The 19,481-nt window shown below is 38.7% G+C and carries 16 protein-coding genes; 3 read left to right on the top strand and 13 right to left on the bottom strand.

The genetic code is table 11. The features are described from left to right. Positions 1–174 precede the first annotated feature (174 nt). The 8 genes from NRE15_RS10095 to NRE15_RS10060 form a co-directional block, all read right to left on the bottom strand. Positions 175–1,497 carry an ISL3 family transposase gene (locus NRE15_RS10095; RefSeq protein WP_313792758.1) on the bottom strand — a complete coding sequence of 441 codons (1,323 nt, stop codon included), beginning with the start codon at positions 1,495–1,497 and terminating at the stop codon, positions 175–177. A 241-nt stretch (positions 1,498–1,738) separates the two neighbouring features. Next, entirely contained in the window at positions 1,739–3,379 is a 1,641-nt protein-coding gene (merA, locus tag NRE15_RS10090) for a mercury(II) reductase (RefSeq protein WP_301475099.1), read from the bottom strand. Between the two features lie 24 nt (positions 3,380–3,403). After that, entirely contained in the window at positions 3,404–3,796 is a 393-nt protein-coding gene (gene merR, locus NRE15_RS10085; RefSeq protein ID WP_020220203.1) for an Hg(II)-responsive transcriptional regulator, read from the bottom strand. Positions 3,797–4,229: 433 nt separating this feature from the next. After that, positions 4,230–4,709, bottom strand: coding sequence for a 23S rRNA (pseudouridine(1915)-N(3))-methyltransferase RlmH (rlmH, locus tag NRE15_RS10080; RefSeq protein ID WP_313792756.1), 480 nt, complete (start codon positions 4,707–4,709; stop codon positions 4,230–4,232). Between the two features lie 100 nt (positions 4,710–4,809). After that, the gene (locus NRE15_RS10075; RefSeq protein WP_313792755.1) at positions 4,810–5,673 is read right to left on the bottom strand and encodes an arginase family protein; all 864 of its coding nucleotides are present in this window, start codon (positions 5,671–5,673) and stop codon (positions 4,810–4,812) included. 48 nt (positions 5,674–5,721) lie between these two features. After that, positions 5,722–7,158 (bottom strand): glycoside hydrolase family 1 protein, encoded by a 1,437-nt coding sequence (locus NRE15_RS10070; RefSeq protein WP_313792754.1) that lies wholly within the window; start codon positions 7,156–7,158, stop codon positions 5,722–5,724. Next, positions 7,151–9,031, bottom strand: a complete 1,881-nt coding sequence (locus NRE15_RS10065; protein WP_313792753.1) for a beta-glucoside-specific PTS transporter subunit IIABC — start codon at positions 9,029–9,031, stop codon at positions 7,151–7,153. The genes NRE15_RS10070 and NRE15_RS10065 overlap by 8 nt, the downstream gene beginning before the upstream one ends. A gap of 205 nt (positions 9,032–9,236) precedes the next feature. Next, positions 9,237–10,073 (bottom strand): MurR/RpiR family transcriptional regulator, encoded by an 837-nt coding sequence (locus NRE15_RS10060; protein WP_313792752.1) that lies wholly within the window; start codon positions 10,071–10,073, stop codon positions 9,237–9,239. Positions 10,074–10,225: 152 nt separating this feature from the next. Between NRE15_RS10060 and NRE15_RS10055 the strand changes: the two genes are divergently transcribed. From NRE15_RS10055 to NRE15_RS10045, 3 genes are read left to right on the top strand one after another with little or no spacing between them, the layout of a single operon-like run. Beyond that, positions 10,226–10,585: a hypothetical protein gene (locus NRE15_RS10055; protein WP_313792751.1), complete on the top strand. Its 360-nt coding sequence runs from the start codon at positions 10,226–10,228 to the stop codon at positions 10,583–10,585. A gap of 48 nt (positions 10,586–10,633) precedes the next feature. After that, a complete protein-coding gene (locus NRE15_RS10050; RefSeq protein WP_313792750.1) occupies positions 10,634–11,605 on the top strand; it encodes a potassium transporter TrkG in 972 nt (323 codons plus the stop codon). An 18-nt stretch (positions 11,606–11,623) separates the two neighbouring features. Then, on the top strand, positions 11,624–12,295 hold the full coding sequence (locus tag NRE15_RS10045) for a potassium channel family protein (RefSeq protein WP_313792749.1): 672 nt from the start codon (positions 11,624–11,626) through the stop codon (positions 12,293–12,295). Between the two features lie 1,201 nt (positions 12,296–13,496). Here the strand turns inward: NRE15_RS10045 and NRE15_RS10040 are convergent. The 5 genes from NRE15_RS10040 to NRE15_RS10020 form a co-directional block, all read right to left on the bottom strand. Further along, positions 13,497–13,712 carry a hypothetical protein gene (locus tag NRE15_RS10040; RefSeq protein ID WP_313792748.1) on the bottom strand — a complete coding sequence of 72 codons (216 nt, stop codon included), beginning with the start codon at positions 13,710–13,712 and terminating at the stop codon, positions 13,497–13,499. 257 nt (positions 13,713–13,969) lie between these two features. After that, the gene (locus tag NRE15_RS10035) at positions 13,970–15,202 is read right to left on the bottom strand and encodes a S1C family serine protease (protein WP_313792747.1); all 1,233 of its coding nucleotides are present in this window, start codon (positions 15,200–15,202) and stop codon (positions 13,970–13,972) included. Positions 15,203–15,342: 140 nt separating this feature from the next. Beyond that, on the bottom strand, positions 15,343–16,200 hold the full coding sequence (locus NRE15_RS10030) for an MBL fold metallo-hydrolase (protein WP_313792746.1): 858 nt from the start codon (positions 16,198–16,200) through the stop codon (positions 15,343–15,345). 44 nt (positions 16,201–16,244) lie between these two features. Further along, positions 16,245–18,143, bottom strand: a complete 1,899-nt coding sequence (locus tag NRE15_RS10025; RefSeq protein WP_313792745.1) for a DUF2207 domain-containing protein — start codon at positions 18,141–18,143, stop codon at positions 16,245–16,247. Positions 18,144–18,466: 323 nt separating this feature from the next. After that, a complete protein-coding gene (locus tag NRE15_RS10020; RefSeq protein WP_313792744.1) occupies positions 18,467–19,474 on the bottom strand; it encodes a sensor histidine kinase in 1,008 nt (335 codons plus the stop codon). Positions 19,475–19,481 lie beyond the last annotated feature (7 nt).

Genomic DNA, 19,481 nt, shown 5'->3' with positions numbered 1-19,481 from the left:
TTTCCTTTTTCAGGTTAATGAAATTGCTATCCAATCAACTTGCATACCATTCTTAATGCATCTCTCGAAACCCCGTTCGGGATACACCATCAGGGCGTTCAAACCCTCTGGTATTCCCTTACATTGTAATATTTATGTATTCTTGGGTATTCGGATTTTATGGTGGAAAAGGGCTTATAAATCACCCTTCTCCAAATTCTTAATAAGTGTGGAAAAATCGACACCAAAGTTGTCTGTAATGTTATGATCATTCACTTCATACCAATTGAAATTATCGTGTAACATAGCTTTATTGAAAGCACTTGAATTAAATCGTGGCTTACGCTTTTTATGGAGCTTCTCATTGAAAAGGATTTTGGCTCGTAAGGCATCAAACGAGTAACCTCTACCCATTCGCTCTACCTGCCTAATAATGCTGTTAATTGACTCCGTATAAGCGTTAGTGAGCCTTTTATCAAAGTAGTTGAATATTTTGACATGCCAGTTGTCTACGGCTCTCACGAGGTCTTTATATGCATCTTTAGAGTTACTGGACATACAACGGTGTCTCCATTGACTATAACGAAGACGACCTTCATCTGAATCAGGAGTATCCCATATCCAGTAAAACTCTTCTTTGAGTTCATAGGCTTCTTTTAAGGCAGGAAGATTACCTAACCAAGTCTCTAAGAGGAATGATTCACGTTCATTTAGATCGTGTTTACGCTTTAGAAGGATAAACCTTTCACGCATAAGGGTACGTCTTTCTTTTTGGCTCATATGAGCTTTCAAAGACTTTCTGACGTTATCTAAGGCTTGATTAGCCATTCTAACTACATGAAACTTATCTACGACCACTTTAGCGTGTGGAAGGATAGTGTTCACTGCGTCTTTGTAGGGCTTCCACATATCCATTGTGACGTACTCAATATAAGTCCTGTCACTAATTTCTGAAAGACGTTGGATGACTGTTTCCTTGTTACGGTTTGGCTTGATGTCATAAATAGTCCTGCGTTCAATATTAGTCAATACAAGCCGAGGTCTACGGATAATATGTATCTCGTCTATCCCAAGCCACTTAGGAGTTTCAAACTGGTATTCACGTTCTTTGAGTGCCACATAGTCCTTAAAAACGTTCCTAATAGTTTTCTCGTCAACACCAACGCTTTCTGCGACTTCTACAAAGGTCTTAGACATGGATTGCTCTTGAATGGACTTTAAAAGCCTTTTGGTCATACTACGCTTTTCATCTACAGATATTAGGCGTTCCCAGAAGGTAGATCCGCATTCACGACACTTGTATCGTCTACGGTTCAATTGTAAGCCCACTCGCTTTAAACGAATGGGCAAATCCATAATTAGTTGATTTCTTGAACTGTGTTTGTACAACTTGTCAAAACCACATTCAGGACAACGTTCAGGTGGTCCGACTGCTTCAACTTTAAACATCATATCGGTTTCATTTTCTTGTGGTGGTTCTATTGTTTTAATGTCTGGTAGGGATAATAAGTCTGACATATTGTTCATCCTTTATTACTCTGCGGTGTTAAGGTATCAATTATAGATTTGATGTCGAAATCATCAGTGTTAAATTATTTTTGTGACCACAAATGCACTTAGAAAATCCCTTAAAGCATTTATATAATGGGTGATCGCAAAATAGTGTATGAAATCTTTTGTAGACTTTGCTAAACTACTGCACACCTTTAGTAAAGTATTAGCTGGTTCACTTGAATAGGGAGTTGTAAAAAAAGTTCCCTTAGCCTGCACAACAAGATAATTTCGAAACATCTTTATCGAACGTAAGTGCAGCTAATTTTAGCCCTTCAGCCATTGTTAAATATGGTGCTAGGGTTTCTGTTAAATCTTCTATCGTTAAGCCAAATTTAACAGCTAATGATGCTGCATAGATGACATCTCCTGCATTCTCAGATACAATATGAACCCCTAATACTTTTAGTGTTTCTGCATCTGCTACTAGTTTAAATACACCGGTTGTTTCACGGTTTACAATTGCTCTTGGAACAGCATCTAAAGGTAATACAGATGTCTTCACATCATACCCTTTCTCTTTTGCTTGTTCTTCTGTTAAACCAACCGTTGCAACCGTCGGATTCGTAAACGTAACAGCAGGAACTACCGATAAATCTATTTTTTTGTTTAATCCACCGATAGCATTATCAGTAATAATTCCACCTTCATAGGCTGCTACATATACAAATTGCGGTCCTAACGTCACATCTCCTGCTGCATAAATCTTTTCATTACTTGTTTGACCAAAATCATTGATCAGGATTTCATTATTTTTTCCAGTTTCAACACCTGCTGCACTTAAATTTAAAGAATCCGTATTTGGTTTTCTTCCAGTGGCAACAAGTAACTGATCTGATTCAATGACTTCTTTACTGCCATTTACTGTTATGTAAACCTTTTTTATCTCTCCACTTTGTTCAACACGCTCAAAAGTTGCCCCTTTGACAAGGTTTATACCCTGTTCAATTAACGCTTTTTCAACTGACTCTGAAATCTCAGGATCATACTCCTTTAAAAGTCGCTCACTTCTTTGCATAAGCGTTATTTCTGAACCTAAATGATGAAATAGTTGTCCAAGCTCCATTCCAATGTATCCTGAGCCAATTACAGTTAATCGTTTTGGTATTTTCTTTAACTCAAGAAGTGTTGTACTAGTTAAATAGTCCATTTTTTCAAGTCCTGAAATTTGGGGCAACGAAGGCGATGCACCTGTTGCAATTAAAAAGCGTTTTGCAGATAACTTTGCCCCATTAACCTCAACCGTACTAGCATCAACGAATTTTGCTTCACCTTTAATTAAATCAAAATTATATTCATCAATTAAATCCACATATTTTTGATTCCGAAGTTCGCTCACCAATTTATCCTTTTGCGTGATTAAACTAGCTAAATCCACTTCTCCAGCGGATGTTTGTAAACCTATAAACGGGTTGTCTTTTGATAAATGATTGATTTCCCCTGCCCTAAGAAGAGTTTTTGACGGAACACAGCCAATATTCACACAGGTTCCCCCAACCGTTCCACGCTCAATCATTCCAACTTTTGCACCGTATTCTATAGCTTTAATTGCCGATGAAAAGGCAGCAGCACCAGAACCAATAATAAGAAGGTCATAATTGTCTTCATTACTTAACGCCACGTTTTCTAGTGATGATACTTCTTCAATTTCTCTGGCTTTGTAATTTGCTTCATCAATCGCCTTTATTGCACTTTCAACCTCAATTTCATTGGGTAGTTCAAATACTGCTTCACCACGACGAAAACTAGACTCAATATTTTTAGCACCTATCTTTTCAAGTGCTGATTCAACGTGTTTTTCACAACCCGCACAGGTCATTCCTTGAATGTTTACCTTAAATTTATTCATAATAAAGCCCCTTTCGTTAATCTCTCATGTTAATGTTTCTATTATTGGACACGAATGTAATTGCTTTTCATCTGGACATCGTTGTTTTAAGTCGTCTAACATAGTTTCAATTCGTTTTAAATCCTCTATTTGTTTTTGAACTTCCATCTGTTTTTTAGAAACAAATTCGAACATATCTTGACAACGAACTTCATCTTTATCTACAACACCAAGTAATTTATAAATCTCGTTTAAAGAAAATCCAAGTTCCTGTATTCGTTTAATAAACCCAACACGCTTAACGTCATCATATGAATATATCCGATAACCAGCTTCCGTTCGGTGAGGTTCTTGTAGTAAATTTTTTCGCTCGTAATATCTAATCGTTTCTTTATTAACGCCACATTTTTCTGCAAACTCGCTAATGCGGTAAATCATCTTATTTCACCCCATGAATATTATAAACAGTGTACCATAGTACACGGTCAAGTAAATTGGACTGTTTTATTTTTTTCCCAACGTATCACTCGTATGTGATTGATACTTTAATACTATTGATTGTCCTAACATCCCACTAGAAAATCCGATTTAAACACCAGTTGTTTTTAAACTATTAAAAAAGTAATTCCACTATATATTCCGAAGACCCCTAATTCTCAATGATTTAAAAAAGTAGGTACACATAAAAGCAGAGCTAACAGTTTTTACTGTAATACTCTGCTTTTTTTATTTTTTCATTTATACCTGCAATGCGAATCCCATATGGTTAAGACACAGATTGAATTCAAATCCCCCGAACCCCCGATGATTTTAGAGGATATAGGAGATTGAATAGAGAATCTTATTTACTAAACATATGAAATTTTTATCATCATTTATGATACGCATGATTGTTGATTATCCTATACGCCCGATATACCTGTTCCGTCAACACCATTCGGATCAACTGATGTGGCATGGTAATTCTGCCAAAACTTATCAACCAGTCTGCTCGGTCTTTCACCGATTGTGCTAACCCCAGTGAGCCTCCAATAACAAAAGTAACTTTGCTATTGCCATAGGTAGCATAGTCGTCTAATTGTTTAGCCAAGTCTTCTGAGGTAATCAACTTGCCCTCAATAGCTAAAACAATGACCTTCCGCTGAGAGTCGATTCGACTCAAAATCTTTTCAGCTTCTTTATCTAATACCATCGCCACTTCTGTCTCAGACATATTATCTCCGGTTGGTTCGTCCGGCACTTCAATAATCGAGACATTTGCATAGGCTTGAAGTCGTTTAAGGTATTCGTCAATGCCTTGCTTTAAATACTTTTCTTTTATTTTTCCGACACCAATTATTTCGATATTCATGTGCTGCTCCTCTATTATTTGATGTTTTAAGCTTAGCATGTTATCGGAGTTATTGATATAAAAAACCAGCTAACATGTAAAGTCAGCCGGTAAATTGATATTAATCTTGAAAGATCGAAATTTCTGATAAAGCATTTCTAAGGTTAAGAGCATCCCATGGCATGTGTTCTGCAATTCCTAAGCCAACTAAATCAGCTTCAGCACTAATATCTTTAAAGAAACGAACAGCTTGTGCCAATGTCAAACGTCCAATGGCAGCACCGAAAGTAGATAAATCTTGATAAGGTTTACCAGGTAGATTTGCTCTAAAATCAGCAGGAGATAAGACATCCAAATCAAAGTGAATGGCAATATATTCAAATCTGCCCTCTTTAATCCAATCTACAACCGCTTGGCTTGAATCAGCTAGTATCTCAGGAGTAATAACAGGGATACGTAATTCGTCAACTAAATATTCCTGCGGACGGATTTCATCTTTTGGTAAACCGACATAAAGTAATTGCGATGGTTGGATGGGATAATTTAGTTCTTGGCTTAAAGTTGTGGCTTTGCGTCCAAGTAAATCTGTAACGATTGTTTCATGAGCGTGATTAGTGTGACTTAATTCAACTAAATCACTATGTGCATCTAACCAAATCATCCCTAATTTATCGCCATATTTGCCACTTAAATAATCAAAAGGAGCATAATCAACAGAACAGTCGCCACCATAAACGATAACTTTGTCCGGTTTGTAATCATTTAATGCTTTTTGGGTGTCGCGGATTTGTTGTCGCAGTTGCGGTTCACTAACCAGACCATTTGTTTCAACTTGTTTTACATCGAAGTCTTTGGCGACTTCAACACGGACTGTTTGACTGCTTTCAGTTTTTGGGGCTATAAAATTAAGCAGTTCTGCTCCAAATGCATAATTAGGGTTCACGCCACCTTGCCATTGAGGTAATAAAAGTCTTAATGTTGTCATTTTTTCTGTCCTTTCAATTTTTTCAATTTATATTATTTTCCGTTGGATTTACTTGTTCTCGTACAATGACTCTCCGTTTGTAGCTATCACATTTTTGTACCAATTGAAGCTTTTCTTTTTATATCTTTTTAACGATCCTGTACCATCATTATGGCGATCAACATAGATAAAGCCGTATCTTTTTCTCATTTCTGCGATTGTATTGCTGACTAAGTCGATTGGTCCCCAACTAGTATAACCTAATAATTCAACACCATCTTCAATGGCTTCAGCTACTTGTTTGAGATGGTCTTCTAAGTACTTAATACGGTAATCATCGTTTACGGTGTAGGATCCTTGACCATCTTCTACTAACTCATCCACTGCTCCTAAACCATTTTCAACAATAAATAATGGCTTTTGATAGCGATCGTAAAACTGATTCAAGGCATAGCGTAATCCTTTAGGGTCGATTTGCCATCCCCAGTCTGAAATTTCAAGATAGGGATTTCTTACTGTTGTTTTAACATTCCCCAATTCTTGATTATTTTTTTCCGGATTAGCTGTCGCACAATAAGACATATAGTAACTAAATGAGATGTAATCAACAGGATTTTCTTGCATAATTTGGAGATCTTCGGCAGTGATGTTTATTTTAATATCATTTTCTTTGAAAAAGCGTTTCATATAAGCAGAGTATTTTCCTCTAACATGAACATCTGCAAAGAATAAGGTTTCTCTGTCGCGCTTCATTGCTTCCATCACATCATCGGGATTAGAAGTTAGTGGGTAGTAAGGGCTGTTAGCAACCATACAACCAATCATAAAGTTAGGATTAATTTCATGACCTAATTTGATTGCTTTAGCGGAAGCAACAAATTGATGGTGAATCGCTTGATACAAAGTAGACTTATCTACCGTATCTTTTGTTCCTTGTATACCTGCACCATTAAAAGGAGCTTCGAGTGTTACATTGATTTCATTAAAGGTAATCCAATATTTCACTTGATCTTGATAACGTTCGTATAGCGTTTTGGCAAAATGCAAGTAAAAATCAATTAATTTTGGATTTGACCAACCACCATATTCTAACGCTAAATTTAATGGAATATCAAAGTGGACTATTGTTACCATTACTTCCATTCCGTGTGAACGTATTTCATTTATTAAATCATCGTAGTATGCTAACCCTAATGGATTCGGTTCATTTTCATCACCATTTGGGAAAATGCGTGACCATGAGAGAGATAAACGAAATACCTTAAAACCCATTTCAGCAAACAGAGCAATATCTTCTTTGTAACGATGGTAAAAGTCAATACCATCCTTCTTTAAATAGTCTTCTGGTGGTGGTATAACAACATCTTTGAAGACACCGTAAGGTAATGCATCTGCTGTTGACCAATGACGCCCATCTTCTAAAGCAGCTCCTTCAACTTGACTAGCTGCAATAGCACCACCCCATAAAAAATCTTTAGGAAAGTGTGTTTGTGTTTCGTTATTCATTGTGTCCATTCCTTTCTTTTTTCTTTTCAAGAGTTAGTATAGCTTCGCCTTCTCTTACTGTTCCATATTTTAATTGCTCAATTTGGTCATATTGATTGCTGTTAGTAATTACAATTGGCGTTATTGTGTTATAGCCTGCGTCCTTGATAGCTTGAATATCAAATTCAACTAATAAATCTCCCGTATGTACTAGGTCACCTTCTTTCGCTAGCATTGTGAATGGTTTCCCTTCAAGTTCAACTGTATCAAGTCCTACATGAATCAAAACTTCTGCTCCGTCATTACTTTTAATACCCACGGCATGACCTGTTGTAAAAGCTGTGACGATGGTTCCATTAACAGGTGAAAACACCTTACCTATATTTGGTATAATCGCGACACCATCACCCATCATCTTAGTTGAAAATACATGATCATCGACTTCTTCTAGCTTTTTAACTTCGCCACTCAAGGGACTAAGCAAAGAAGTTGTTTTTAGTTCATCGATTGTCTCAGGATTGCTAACAACGACTTCCTCCACTGATTGCGTTGCGGCTGCTGGGATATCTTCAAAACCAATCACTAAAGTCAAGACAAAGGATATAATATAGGCAACGACGCATGAAATGATGAAATATATAAATGTAGGTCCAATAAATAACGGCACGCCGGCGATTGGTCCTGTTCCTATACCTAAAGCTTCTACCCTAAAATAACCTGCAATGGCTCCCCCTACTGCACCACCAATGGAAACAGCAATTAAAGGTTTCTTCAATTTAGAAGTTACCCCAAATAAAGCCGGTTCCGTAATTCCTATAATTGCATTCAATGCTGCTGCTCCAGCCACAGCCTTGAAGTCCCTATTTTTTGTCCTAAGATATACGGCTGTTGTTGCCCCTGCTTGAGCTGAATTACTTGCTACATTAAGACCCATAATGTAGTCAACACCGTATGTCGTGAGTGATTGAAGCATTACAGGTGCGAATCCAACGTGCATACCTATCAAAACTAGAAAAGGAAATGCTGCTCCGAACAAAGCCCCAGCTAAAAGCCCAAAATTATTATAAAATCCAATAAACCATTCACCAAGTCCATTACCAATGACTGTTCCAATAGGTCCTAATACAATTAAAATTATAGGTGCGACAATTAATATCGTTAGAACTGGCACTAAAATCGTCTTTAAAATCTTAGGTATGTATTTTGTTAAAATCCGCTCCACGTATGCCATCAACCAAACTCCCATAATAATCGGAAGGACACTTGAAGCATAAGATGCATTTGTCACTGGTATTCCAAAATACGTCAAACTATCACTGGCTGACATCATATTTATTAAATTAGGGTGTACCAAAATCCCGCCAATTGAAGCTGCTACATAAGGATTAGCCTTAAAGCGATTCGCTGCACTATAAGCTAATAATATTGGTAAGAAATAAAAGGCAGCATCAGAAAAAACATTCAAAAATTGATAAGTGTCACTTTCTATTGAGACGATTTCATAAAACATTAAGAAAATAAGAATCCCTTTAAGTAGACCAGCACCAATTATTGCTGGTAGAATCGGATTAAAAATGCTTGTTATAGCATCTAAAAAGCGACTAATAATCCCTTTCTTCTCCTCTTCTACTGGTTCACTTTTTTGAGTATCCCCTACTAATTTAATGAATTGATCATAAACATCATGCACTTTACCACCAAGAATTACTTGTGTTTGATTTCCCACTTGATTAACACCGATAACATCTGGGACGGATTCAAGTTCTCCTTTTTGGACTACCTTTGTATCATTTACCGTTACTCGTAATCTTGTGACACAATGCGTGACTGAATTGACATTGCCGTTCCCACCTAATAATTCCAATATACGATTTGCAAGTTGAAGATCATTCATTCTTATCTCTCCCTTGAGGATTTTTTAAATTAAGCGCTTTAATTTAATTAGACTATAACACAGAGATTTATTGATAGGGGGGTTTCACTATTGTTAGGTCTGAAGGTTTAAACTTTGTTTTTTTAAGCTTTAATTTTTGATACTTTGGGTATCAAAATAGCACTATCCATTTAGAATAGTGCTAAACTATTTATATCTATTTCTATTAACCATGGCGTTCTTTATGAACTTCCAAAGCAGCTTCTAAGTTTTTTTGATAATCCTCTGACAAAAGACTTAGGTATAAGATATCCATAACATAAGTAATGGATATATAGGAACCAATCGATTCTATATTAAAAATATAGTCACGATCTTCAACCGCAATATATTGGTGACAAATAGACTGTAAGCGTGGGGAATTTAACCCTCCTACTCCAATTAACATGATGCCATTATCTTTTAAATACTGTCCCACTTCTGACATTGTGACATTCCCGCCAGTAAAGGAGAGAAGGATCGCCACAGAATTTCGCTTACCTTTTCGATATTTAATTGCGTGTTCATTTAAACCATGATGAGCATCAGCATTGAGACCAATTGATTGAAATTTGAAGGCTGCTGCTGTTGCGCAACTATAGGTTATACCACTACCATATATATCAATGAACTCCGCTTCCTTTAACAGTTTTATTGCTTGTTTTAAGGCTTTATCATCCCAACGTAATTTACTTTCGCCAATTGCTCGGTCATAGAGTGATGGTAAAACCGTTATAATCTCTTCTAATGTTGATTGGTCGTGAATAGGTTCGTCTTCAATTAATTCAATTAACCGATTCTTTTCATAAATTTCTTTAATTAAATGGTGACGCAAATCATTGAACCCTTTTAAATCCAATTTATTGCAAAATCTCAATACGGTTGCTTTTGAAGTAAAAGATTTTTTCCCTAACTCTTCTGCTGTCATTGACTGTACTGCAGTAGGGTTTTTCAATATATAATCGGCAATCAATTGTTCTGACGTGGTGAAATCTTTTTTATTTTCTAAATTATCTAGTAACATTTTAATCTCCTTTATATTTTTGATTATGATTTGAATTCGAAGTTGGATTTGATTTGTTTATCTAATCATAGCATTTTAACTCATTTTTTTGTATCATGAATGAAGTATCAATAAATGTAAAGATATTTATTATAAAAAAAAGGAGCATGGGCATGGAGGTCAGTTTTAAAACATTTGATAGGTTATCGCCTGCCGGAAAAATTTTGCTTAGTTTTGTTCTGGTTGCGGTTTTGGGAAGTTTTCTTTTAGCCATGCCAATCATGCATAAGCCGGGCGTTGAACTGTCTTATTTGAATCATTTATTAACGAGTATTTCGCTCGTTTGTGTGTCTGGAATTGCTTCTGTGTCGATTTACGAGACCTACAACACACTGGGGCAGGTGGTTGTTTTGACCTTAATCCAAATTGGCGGTTTGGGTGTGATTACGGTTCTGAACTCGAGTTTGTTTTTTCTACAACAATCACTGCCCTTGCGTGAGCAGTATATGCTTCAAATGTCGTTAAACCGCTAATCAAATAAAGATCTCCGCCAATTTCTGACGGCTATTTATAAGTTAACGTTGTTAATTGAGTTAATTGGTGCTTTAGTCATTATGATTGATTTTATTCCGCGTTTTGGCTTATCGCAAGGGGCATTTAATGCGGTTTTCTTAGCTGTTTCAGCTTTTTGTAATTCGGGTTTTGATAATTTTGGCAATAACAGTTTACAAGATTTTTCTGGGAATTATTTAATTTCTTTAACCGTGAGCGCTTTGGTCATTGCTGGTGGGTTAGGTTTTTCGGTGTGGTTTGAGCTGATTGATCGTTTCACGCATTTTATCAAAGATCGCCCAAGATCTCTAAAAGTATCATTTCATACGACATCCTATAATACGCGTTTAATTTTATTAATGACGGCGATTTTACTGGTGTTTGGGACGTTGATTATATGGATGGCTGAATCGCAAAATGAAGCGACGATTAGTGGGTTGAGTATTCCACAACAATTGTTAACGAGTTTTTTCCAGTCGGCCAATTCAAGAACAGCCGGTTATACGACCATTCAATATGAACATACCTTACCGATTACCCGCTTTATTTATATGATATTTACTGTAATTGGGGGTGCCCCGGGCGGGACTGCGGGTGGAATCAAAGTGACGACCTTTGCAATTTTGATTTTAATGATTCGTGCCGAGTTAAATTCTTATTCTAAAGTTGTGTTCAAGAAACGGGTGATTCCTACGCGTTTGGTGCGTCAAGCGGTTTTAATCGCTTTGTATTTTCTTTTCTTTTTGGTCATTGGGTATGCTTTGTTGATTATTACGCATCCTTATTTAAACGCTTTGGACTTAATGTTTGAATCGGTGAGTGCCATTGGGTCGTCTGGGATTTCGATTATTTTAACAGATCGCTTGAGTTTCTTTGGGCGGATTATTCTTGTCATTATGATGTTTGCAGGTAGGATTGGACCGAGTACGATGTTGGTGGCCATTTTACAACGAAAGAATAAGGAAATTTCTTATGTTGACACAAATATTCAACTGGGATAATGAAAGGAATTTATTTTTATGGAAATTAAAACCATTGGTGTTTTAGGTCTTGGCTTGTTTGGTCGGGCGATTGCTAAGGAAATGAGTCGTTATGGGCGCGATGTTATCGCTATTGATAAGGACCCTAATAATGTTCAGCGGGTGGCTGATGATGTGATGAGTGGTGCCATTGGTGATTTTACGGATTATGATTTTCTGAGTAGTATCGGGATTGGCAGTTGTGATGTGGTGGTGATTGCGACAGGAACTAATTTAGAAAGTGCTGTTTTAGCGGTTATGCACTGCAAAAAGTTGGGCGTTAAGCAAATTATTGCCAAGGCTCGTAGCAATACTTTTGAAGAAGTGCTGTATCAAGTCGGTGTGGATGTGGTGGTGACGCCGGAGCGCGATTCCGGTCTGCAGTTAGCTTCGCGTTTATTGCGGAATCATATTGAAGAGGTTTTACGTTTGGATGAGGAAACTTCTATTATTGAGTTTGAAGCGCCGGAGAGTTGGGTCGGAAAAACCGTGTTAGACCTTGATTTGCGTCGTCGTTATGAGATTAACTTGATTGGAACGCGCGCTGATCGTGGTCGCAAACTCAATTCTAACTTAGATATTAATGAACCTATCACTGCTGAAACGTTTTTTGTAGCCATCGCCAATTCACATGTTTTTGAACGCTATGATTATTTGAATAAATTACTCTAATTACGATGGTATGAATTAGTTATCCACAATTTAGATATTTGTTGATAAGTTCTGTGCATAAGTCTGTGGATAAGTTTTATTTCAGTTGATAACTTGATTATTTGTTGTGTCTTTATTAGTTTTGAGTGGATTTTACCGAACTATTTTCAACCTTTTTCAAGATACTAATTTCAGATGTTTTCATAAACGAGATATTTTCAGCATAAAAGTAGCAGTTATTAACAATTTAAGCGACTTATCCACAAATTATAGGTTTAAGCTGTGGATAAGTCGCTTTTTTGTGTATAAGTCTTTGATGTAGATGAGGATTAGTCGGGATAGTTTGTGATATTGATTGGGTTGAATGGGGTTGGGCTGAGTTGGAAATATGATGGCGAATGGGGTGTGGATGAGGGGTTATTAACAATCCACAGCAAATTTCCTGGTTTGCCGGACTTCGATGCTTGACGACGTAAGCGGGAAGTAACGAACCGAAATATTGTTGCTTGATAACCGTTTGTTGATTGCGCTATAGTATTTTGCTTTTACTATAACGCCTCTGCTTTTTCTTTAAAATAAATACCGTACTTTACTTCCCATTTACGCCCATCCGCCTCTCAAGTTGCTCTCTGGCGGTTGGGGGCTGCCATCCGCCTCTCAGGTTGCTCTCTGGCGGTTGGGAGCTGCCATCCGCCTCTCAGGTTGCTCTCTGGCGGTTGGGAGTAAGCGGGAAGTGAGCAGACGTTAAGTAAAGCTAATCGGTCATCAAATGACTGATTTCGTGACTGAATAAAGCTAATCTGTCATCTGCTCGAGTAGCAAAGGACAGATTAATTTGATTCTGTCCAAAATCTTGGTAAAAAAGGACAGAATAACTTGAATATGCCCAAAATTCGAATAAAAAAGTAAGTGGAAAATGAGAAAACGTTATTGTCACTCAGATTTTGCCTCATGACAATAAACCGCCCCATTGTCACTCAGATTTTCCCTCATGACAATAAACCGCCCCATTGTCACTCAGATTTTCTCCCATGACAATAAGACGTCCCATTGTCACTCAGATTTTCCCTCATGACAATAAAACACGTTAACTATAGCTTACACGTCAAAAGGAGGTAGGAAAGGGTCTGCCACTAAGGTCTATTTTAATTGCTGGCGAGGAAACACATGAATTTCGCCACCTAATTCAATTGCTGGCGAGGAAACACATGGGCTTCGCCACCTAATCCAATTGATGGCGAGGCGACACGTGGGCTTCGCCACCTAATTTAATTGATGGCGAGGGGACACATGGGCTTCGCCACCTAATTGGTAATACTTTGTCTAATATGATAGTGTATCCAAAATCAGCCCGTTCCACTGCTTCATATTTACTGACGAAGTCCGGCAAATCAATTTGGCGGCTTTCCGGTCTTCCCGTTAAATCGACTTCCGGCATTTCAACAAATCACAGCCTATTCCTCGATTGCTGATGAGTGTGGCATTACATCTCCATCCACGCTAATCATTCGCAGCCCGAAAACGTAGCGCTCCTCACACAAACCAACCCCCAGTCACCATCCCCCCATCCACAGCAAAAACCCCGCAGCTAACTAAAAGTCAGTTGCGGGGCCACATTCCATTCCATTCTATTCTATTCCATCCAATCCCATCATCCCACCTTCTTTTAAGGCAGAGGTATTTACTTGAGGGGGTTTAGTTTTGGTTGGTTGTTGGGGTGCTTGAGGTTGCTTCTAAAACGAGTTCGAGTTGCATGTTTTCACCGTTACGAATGATGTTTAGGGTCACTGTGTCGCCAATGTTGTAGCGATAAAGTTCTTTTCTTAAGTCGGATAGGTTGGTGACTGGTTGGTCATTCATGCCAACGATGACGTCATATTGTTCAACGCCGCCTTTATCTGCTGAGCTATCTGGAAGAACTTGGTTAACGACAACCCCATCCACTGTGTTTTCATCAAGGCCTAGGACTTCTACCCGTGAACGCAAGGCAATTTCATTTAAGTTATAGGTTGAAACACCTAACGAAGGACGAATAACTTCGCCATCGGCTTCCAATAGGCCGATGATATTAACCACTTCGTTACTTGGAATCGCAAAGCCCATACCCTCAATTTGGGTTGAACTTAATTTACTTGAGTTGATTCCAATTAATTGGCCGTTTTTGTTAACTAAAGCACCCCCAGAGTTACCTGGGTTAATGGCTGCATCTGTTTGTAAAAGGCTCATATCGTAATCAGCGTTTCCGTCGTCATCAACATCAACAGGGACAACTCTATCAACACCAGAAACAATCCCTTGGGTAACAGAACTTGAGAATTCGCTACCTAAAGGTGAACCAATTGCGATAGCTAAAGAACCGACTTGAACAGCATCTGAGTCAGCAAATTCAATCACGGTAGTCACTTGATCAGCAGGAATTTGAAGAACAGCTAAGTCACTAATTGCGTCTGCACCAATGATTTGAGCTTGAATCACTTCGCCATTTGCCATAATAACGCTAACTTCTTCAGCATCTTCGATAACGTGGTTATTGGTTACGATGTAGGCTTGGTCGCCTTCAATTTTGTAAACAACCCCACTACCTTGTCCTACTAAGGATAAGGTTTCTTCTGTATTATTTAAATCAATCCCTGAGTAATAACTAAAAATGCTTTCGGGGCTAGAAACATATTGATAATTAGAAACCGATACAACAGCATCGCTCGTCTTTTCCACCGCACCAATAATAGCGGATTCAAAGTCTACCAAAGTCTGAGCACTATCTTCTGACGGTGTATTATCCTCTTGCATGTATGCCACTGGTATATTGCCTGCAGAACTAAAAATAAGCACAGCAGCTACAATAAGTGTAATAACACTACCTAGAGCGCCACCAAAGAATGATTTCCAAAAGTGATTATTGCGATTTTGACTGTTTTGTTTGTCCATAGACAAGCTCCTTCCTATATTTGTTGCTATGTTTATAATAACACTAAATAACGAATTATCTATGAAAAAAGCTCAAAGATATTCTTTAGAATATAAAAAAATCTCTCCTTTTTTGAGGGAGAGATTTGAAGAAATTTATTTTATAGAATTTTTAAGGCTGTCGCTTGCACCGGGTCGGTCATATGCACCAAAAAGTCCTCATCCACGCCCAAATCATACAAGCGCATGGTATTGATAGCCGTCGTTAAAGCCAATTCTTTGGTATTATTTTCCCGACTCAAATGCCCCAAATAAATATCACTGGTCGCACGTCCGATTAAATCTACCATCGCCAATGCCCCGTCTTCATTACTCAAATGCCCTTTATCACTGAGAATTCGTTGTTTAACGGACCAAGGATATTTACCATAGCGTAGCATTTCGATTTCATGATTGCTTTCAATCAAGTAAGCTGAGGCGTTTTTTAATTGTGACCGCAGGCGGTCGCTGACATAACCCGTATCCGTCAACATGACGAATTGCTTTTTACCTTTTTGAAAGGCATAAAACTGGGGTTGAATCGCATCATGACTGACATTATATGTGAGAATATCGATATCACCAAATTCGGTCATGGTGTCGGCTTCAATATAACGGCGATTTTCTTCGGCAATGTAACCGAGCATAGAGTCCATGGCTTGCCATGTTTGGCGGTTGGCATAAACTGGCAAATTATATTTGCGGGACAAGACGCCCACGCCGTGGATATGATCTTTGTGTTCATGAGTGACAAAAATAGCATCAAGTTGGCTAATATCTCGGTCAATTTCGGTGAAAAGTTGTTGAATTTTTTTGCCACTTAAACCCGCGTCGACAATCAGACGTTTTTGATCCGTCTCCACATAGGTACAATTGCCGCTCGATCCACTCGCTAAAATGGAAAAACGCAAGCTATTGTCCGGCGTACTTTGTAATTTTGATGTTGTTACCTCTGTTTGAATTGTTACCTCTTTTTTCATCGAACCACTTTCTAATTACGTATTTTATGTTGTGCTATGTCTTGTTAGAAGCCACCAGAACCTGAGCCACCACCGGAACCCCCACTTGATCCGCCACCAAAGCCGCCACCAAAACCACCGACATTACTACCAGAGTAATTGGAGCTTGCGGGTGCTGATGATTGAACGGATTGTTGCACCGACCGGCTCATCGAACTAGTAATCATATGTGGGTAAGCATAAATGGTTGGCCCCATATGTAAGGTATTGAGTTCGGTTTGGCTGAAGTTAAGATTCATGGCTTCGACGACTTTGTCAGCAACCCCAAGGGACACGGCATAGACCAGATATTCTTCCCATAATTCAATGGTCGCAATTTCACGCATGTTAAAGTTTCCAATATCTTTCAGCATATTCGCAAAACCATGCCACTCTTTTTGGCGGTGGTCACTCGCCTGGGTTTGAATTGGATAGTTGCTGGCGCGTATGAGTAAAACAAACGAGGCGACAATTCCAACCACACCTAGGCCGATAACCGTCCACATTAACGTAGGTAAACTAAAACGCGATACGGCTAAAATGATTCCTACTACCATTAACGAAATAGAAGCAAATAAGGCCAAAGTAGCCCATAATAAAGCATAGGTCTGCTCTTTTTGAGGATCTCTTAATTGTTGTCCTCTGATGGATACAAAATTTTCAAACCGCGTCCAATTGCTAAACAAGCGTTTGGCATAAGTTTTATCGGCTTTGGCTTCTTTCTCAATTTGTTCAAATGTAATACTCTTTTCACTGCCTTTGGGTTTAACAAAATCATAGGCATACTGTTCATGTTTATGTAGTTGTTTCACATCTGGCTTTTCGTCACTCAAACTAATTCGAATCGTCGAACTATCCCCCGACAGAAAACCACGTTTTTCCTTACGCACTTCTTCTAACTTAATATAACCTTTGCGTGCTAAATCTAAAATCGTCGCCGCAAAATCATCATTATTCGGTTTCGTCCTGTAAACGGACGTCGCCATCACCGCGGGTGTAATATCCTCCGGCAAATGGTACACATGTTCTGGCACGTGAATCGGGTTAGGGTTCAGTTTTTTCCGACGGCTCAAGTAATACCACCAAGCGAAAACCGGCCCAATAAATATCGCTACGATAATCACGATTAACCAATTCACATAATTACTGCGACTCGATTCATATGCTTGCAACTCGGCTAAGCGCCCTTCTTCTTGTTGATCAATAATTAGTTGCTTACGATCTTGATCAACCACATTAGGGTTGTTGGGTGTCATAGCAGTCGGAAATAAAATTTGCACTTCCACAAATTGATTGGCTGGGTTATTTGGAACGTTGATGACGGCAATGCTATGCCCATCGCGTTCACTTTGTTGGATTTCCCCTTGTGGCGCGCCTTGTGCCCACGTTCTGAAGTCTTCAGGGTTAGCCACGACTGCGGGTAGAATAATTTCTGCCGTCACATCCATGACATCATTCGTTCCCGTCCCAACGATTTGCCGATTAAGTTCTGCGGTATCATTATAATTGGTTACGAGTGCGTCAATCGTATATTGATAAACAAAAGCGACTTGCTCATCGGCTGCTGGATAATACACACGGAATTCATACGTCCCATTGTTTTCATTAACGAGATACGTTTCGGGTGACCCCGTCGTATTTTCAGGGAAAAAGATAGGTTCTTGTGTGTTCGGGTCAATAATACCTACCTCATAGTGACTCACTTGGTAGTTTTCGGCATCTAAAGTAAATAAAGCCCCGTTTATATAGTTAATGTCGTAATATTGAATATCTGTAAATTGAACACTACCGTCTGAACGAATTTCTGCTGTAATATCTTGTTTTGTGATATCAAAACTCACATCTTGTGCCAATGCCGAAAATCCGGGATACATCATTGCAATAACGACAAATACAGACAACATCATACGCAAAAATCGTTTCATCTGGCTCACCCTCTCTTTTGTTTCAACTTCTATTTTACCAGTTTTTATAGCTAATTCATATCTATTTACTTGAGGATTGCTGAGGTGTTACGACCACTTGCGAATGAACCCTTGCCATGTCTAAGATTAAAGGAAGATAATTAATTCTTAATTTTTTTCAATGGGTAAATTTGGAGGCGAATGGACAATCACAAAGAAAATTTATTTTAAATTACTTAATCAGTCATCAACTCGTCAAGTAGATGACCGATTAGCTTTATTCAATTGCCTTTCACTTCTCGCTTACGAGCAATGACGGGATGATAAACTTAGCGAAAGTCCTTTTAGGAGCTAGGGTGAATAGGAAAAGACAAGGTGATGGCTAAGCCTTGGCCGGGGGCGGATTGGGCTGAGATATCGATGGTTAAGTCGTTGGCTAATTGCTTAACAAGAAATAATCCCATGCCAGTGGAACTGGAAGCTTGGCTGGTAAAGGCTTTATCAAAGATAAAGGGCAAATCTTCTTGCGCTACCCCATTGCCATTATCCATGACCGTGAGAGTGGCAGTGGTATTTATTTGGGTGGTTGTAAAGTAGAGGTTTTTGGGTTCCGTCGTCACGTATTTGACGCTGTTGTTAATGAGTTGGCTTAGAATGAATATGAGGCTTTTTTGATCTGAAAAGACTTGTAGGGATGGGCCTCGAACGGTAGCGGTGAACGTTGTTTCTTGTAAGATTGAGGCGTTCTCGTTTAGGGCGAGGTGACAGACGGTTTTTAGGTCGATGGGCTCAAATTGGTAGTCGCGATGCGGGGTGTTAATGCGTGCGAAATATAGGATTTGGTCCACGTAACTTTTAATTCCGTTGCGGCTATGGGTCATCCGGTGGAGAACCAACGGTGACATTTGATCGGAACGATTTTCCAAGACGAGGGTCATCAAAGAAAGGGGTTTTTTAATTTCGTGCACCCATTCTTCAATATAATTTTTGTATTGTTTGAGTTCGAGTTGCTGCTGGTTCATTTGATCCTCTTTTTGCTGGATAGCGTCCATAAAAACCTTCAGCCGTTTTTGATTGGCTAAAGGCAATAAGTCCAATAGTTGTCTTTCATGCGGTTCATTGGGTTCGTTTAAAAATAGCGTAATGGCTTCATCGATGCGTTTATTTTTGTTGGCCGTTACAATTAAAGGGTATGCAGCAATAACAAGCGGCAAAACGATGATTAACAGAGACAAGGCGTGCCAAGCTTCGGGGTAAGCCAGCCAGCTAAAAAAAATAAATATCCCCGCAAGCAACACATAGGCCGTGAGCCAGTGTTTTGCTGCTAGGAGGGCTTGCTTAACGTATTTCATGGTTTAT

Origin of the sequence: Fundicoccus culcitae (assembly GCF_024661895.1) — a bacterium.
Classification (GTDB): Bacteria; Bacillota; Bacilli; order Lactobacillales; family Aerococcaceae; genus Fundicoccus_A; species Fundicoccus_A culcitae.
The sequence above is the reverse complement of the archived record's forward strand: the minus strand, read 5'-3'. Positions and strand labels throughout refer to the sequence as shown.

Excerpts from the sequence above, each read along its gene's own strand:
- NRE15_RS10095 (WP_313792758.1), bottom strand. The coding sequence starts at position 1,497 with ATGTCAGACTTATTATCCCTACCAGACATTAAAACAATAGAACCACCA.
- merA (WP_301475099.1), bottom strand. The coding sequence starts at position 3,379 with ATGAATAAATTTAAGGTAAACATTCAAGGAATGACCTGTGCGGGTTGT.
- merR (WP_020220203.1), bottom strand. The coding sequence starts at position 3,796 with ATGATTTACCGCATTAGCGAGTTTGCAGAAAAATGTGGCGTTAATAAA.
- rlmH (WP_313792756.1), bottom strand. The coding sequence starts at position 4,709 with ATGAATATCGAAATAATTGGTGTCGGAAAAATAAAAGAAAAGTATTTA.
- NRE15_RS10075 (WP_313792755.1), bottom strand. The coding sequence starts at position 5,673 with ATGACAACATTAAGACTTTTATTACCTCAATGGCAAGGTGGCGTGAAC.
- NRE15_RS10070 (WP_313792754.1), bottom strand. The coding sequence starts at position 7,158 with ATGAATAACGAAACACAAACACACTTTCCTAAAGATTTTTTATGGGGT.
- NRE15_RS10065 (WP_313792753.1), bottom strand. The coding sequence starts at position 9,031 with ATGAATGATCTTCAACTTGCAAATCGTATATTGGAATTATTAGGTGGG.
- NRE15_RS10060 (WP_313792752.1), bottom strand. The coding sequence starts at position 10,073 with ATGTTACTAGATAATTTAGAAAATAAAAAAGATTTCACCACGTCAGAA.
- NRE15_RS10055 (WP_313792751.1), top strand. The coding sequence starts at position 10,226 with ATGGAGGTCAGTTTTAAAACATTTGATAGGTTATCGCCTGCCGGAAAA.
- NRE15_RS10045 (WP_313792749.1), top strand. The coding sequence starts at position 11,624 with ATGGAAATTAAAACCATTGGTGTTTTAGGTCTTGGCTTGTTTGGTCGG.
- NRE15_RS10040 (WP_313792748.1), bottom strand. The coding sequence starts at position 13,712 with ATGCCGGAAGTCGATTTAACGGGAAGACCGGAAAGCCGCCAAATTGAT.
- NRE15_RS10035 (WP_313792747.1), bottom strand. The coding sequence starts at position 15,202 with ATGGACAAACAAAACAGTCAAAATCGCAATAATCACTTTTGGAAATCA.
- NRE15_RS10030 (WP_313792746.1), bottom strand. The coding sequence starts at position 16,200 with ATGAAAAAAGAGGTAACAATTCAAACAGAGGTAACAACATCAAAATTA.
- NRE15_RS10025 (WP_313792745.1), bottom strand. The coding sequence starts at position 18,143 with ATGAAACGATTTTTGCGTATGATGTTGTCTGTATTTGTCGTTATTGCA.
- NRE15_RS10020 (WP_313792744.1), bottom strand. The coding sequence starts at position 19,474 with ATGAAATACGTTAAGCAAGCCCTCCTAGCAGCAAAACACTGGCTCACG.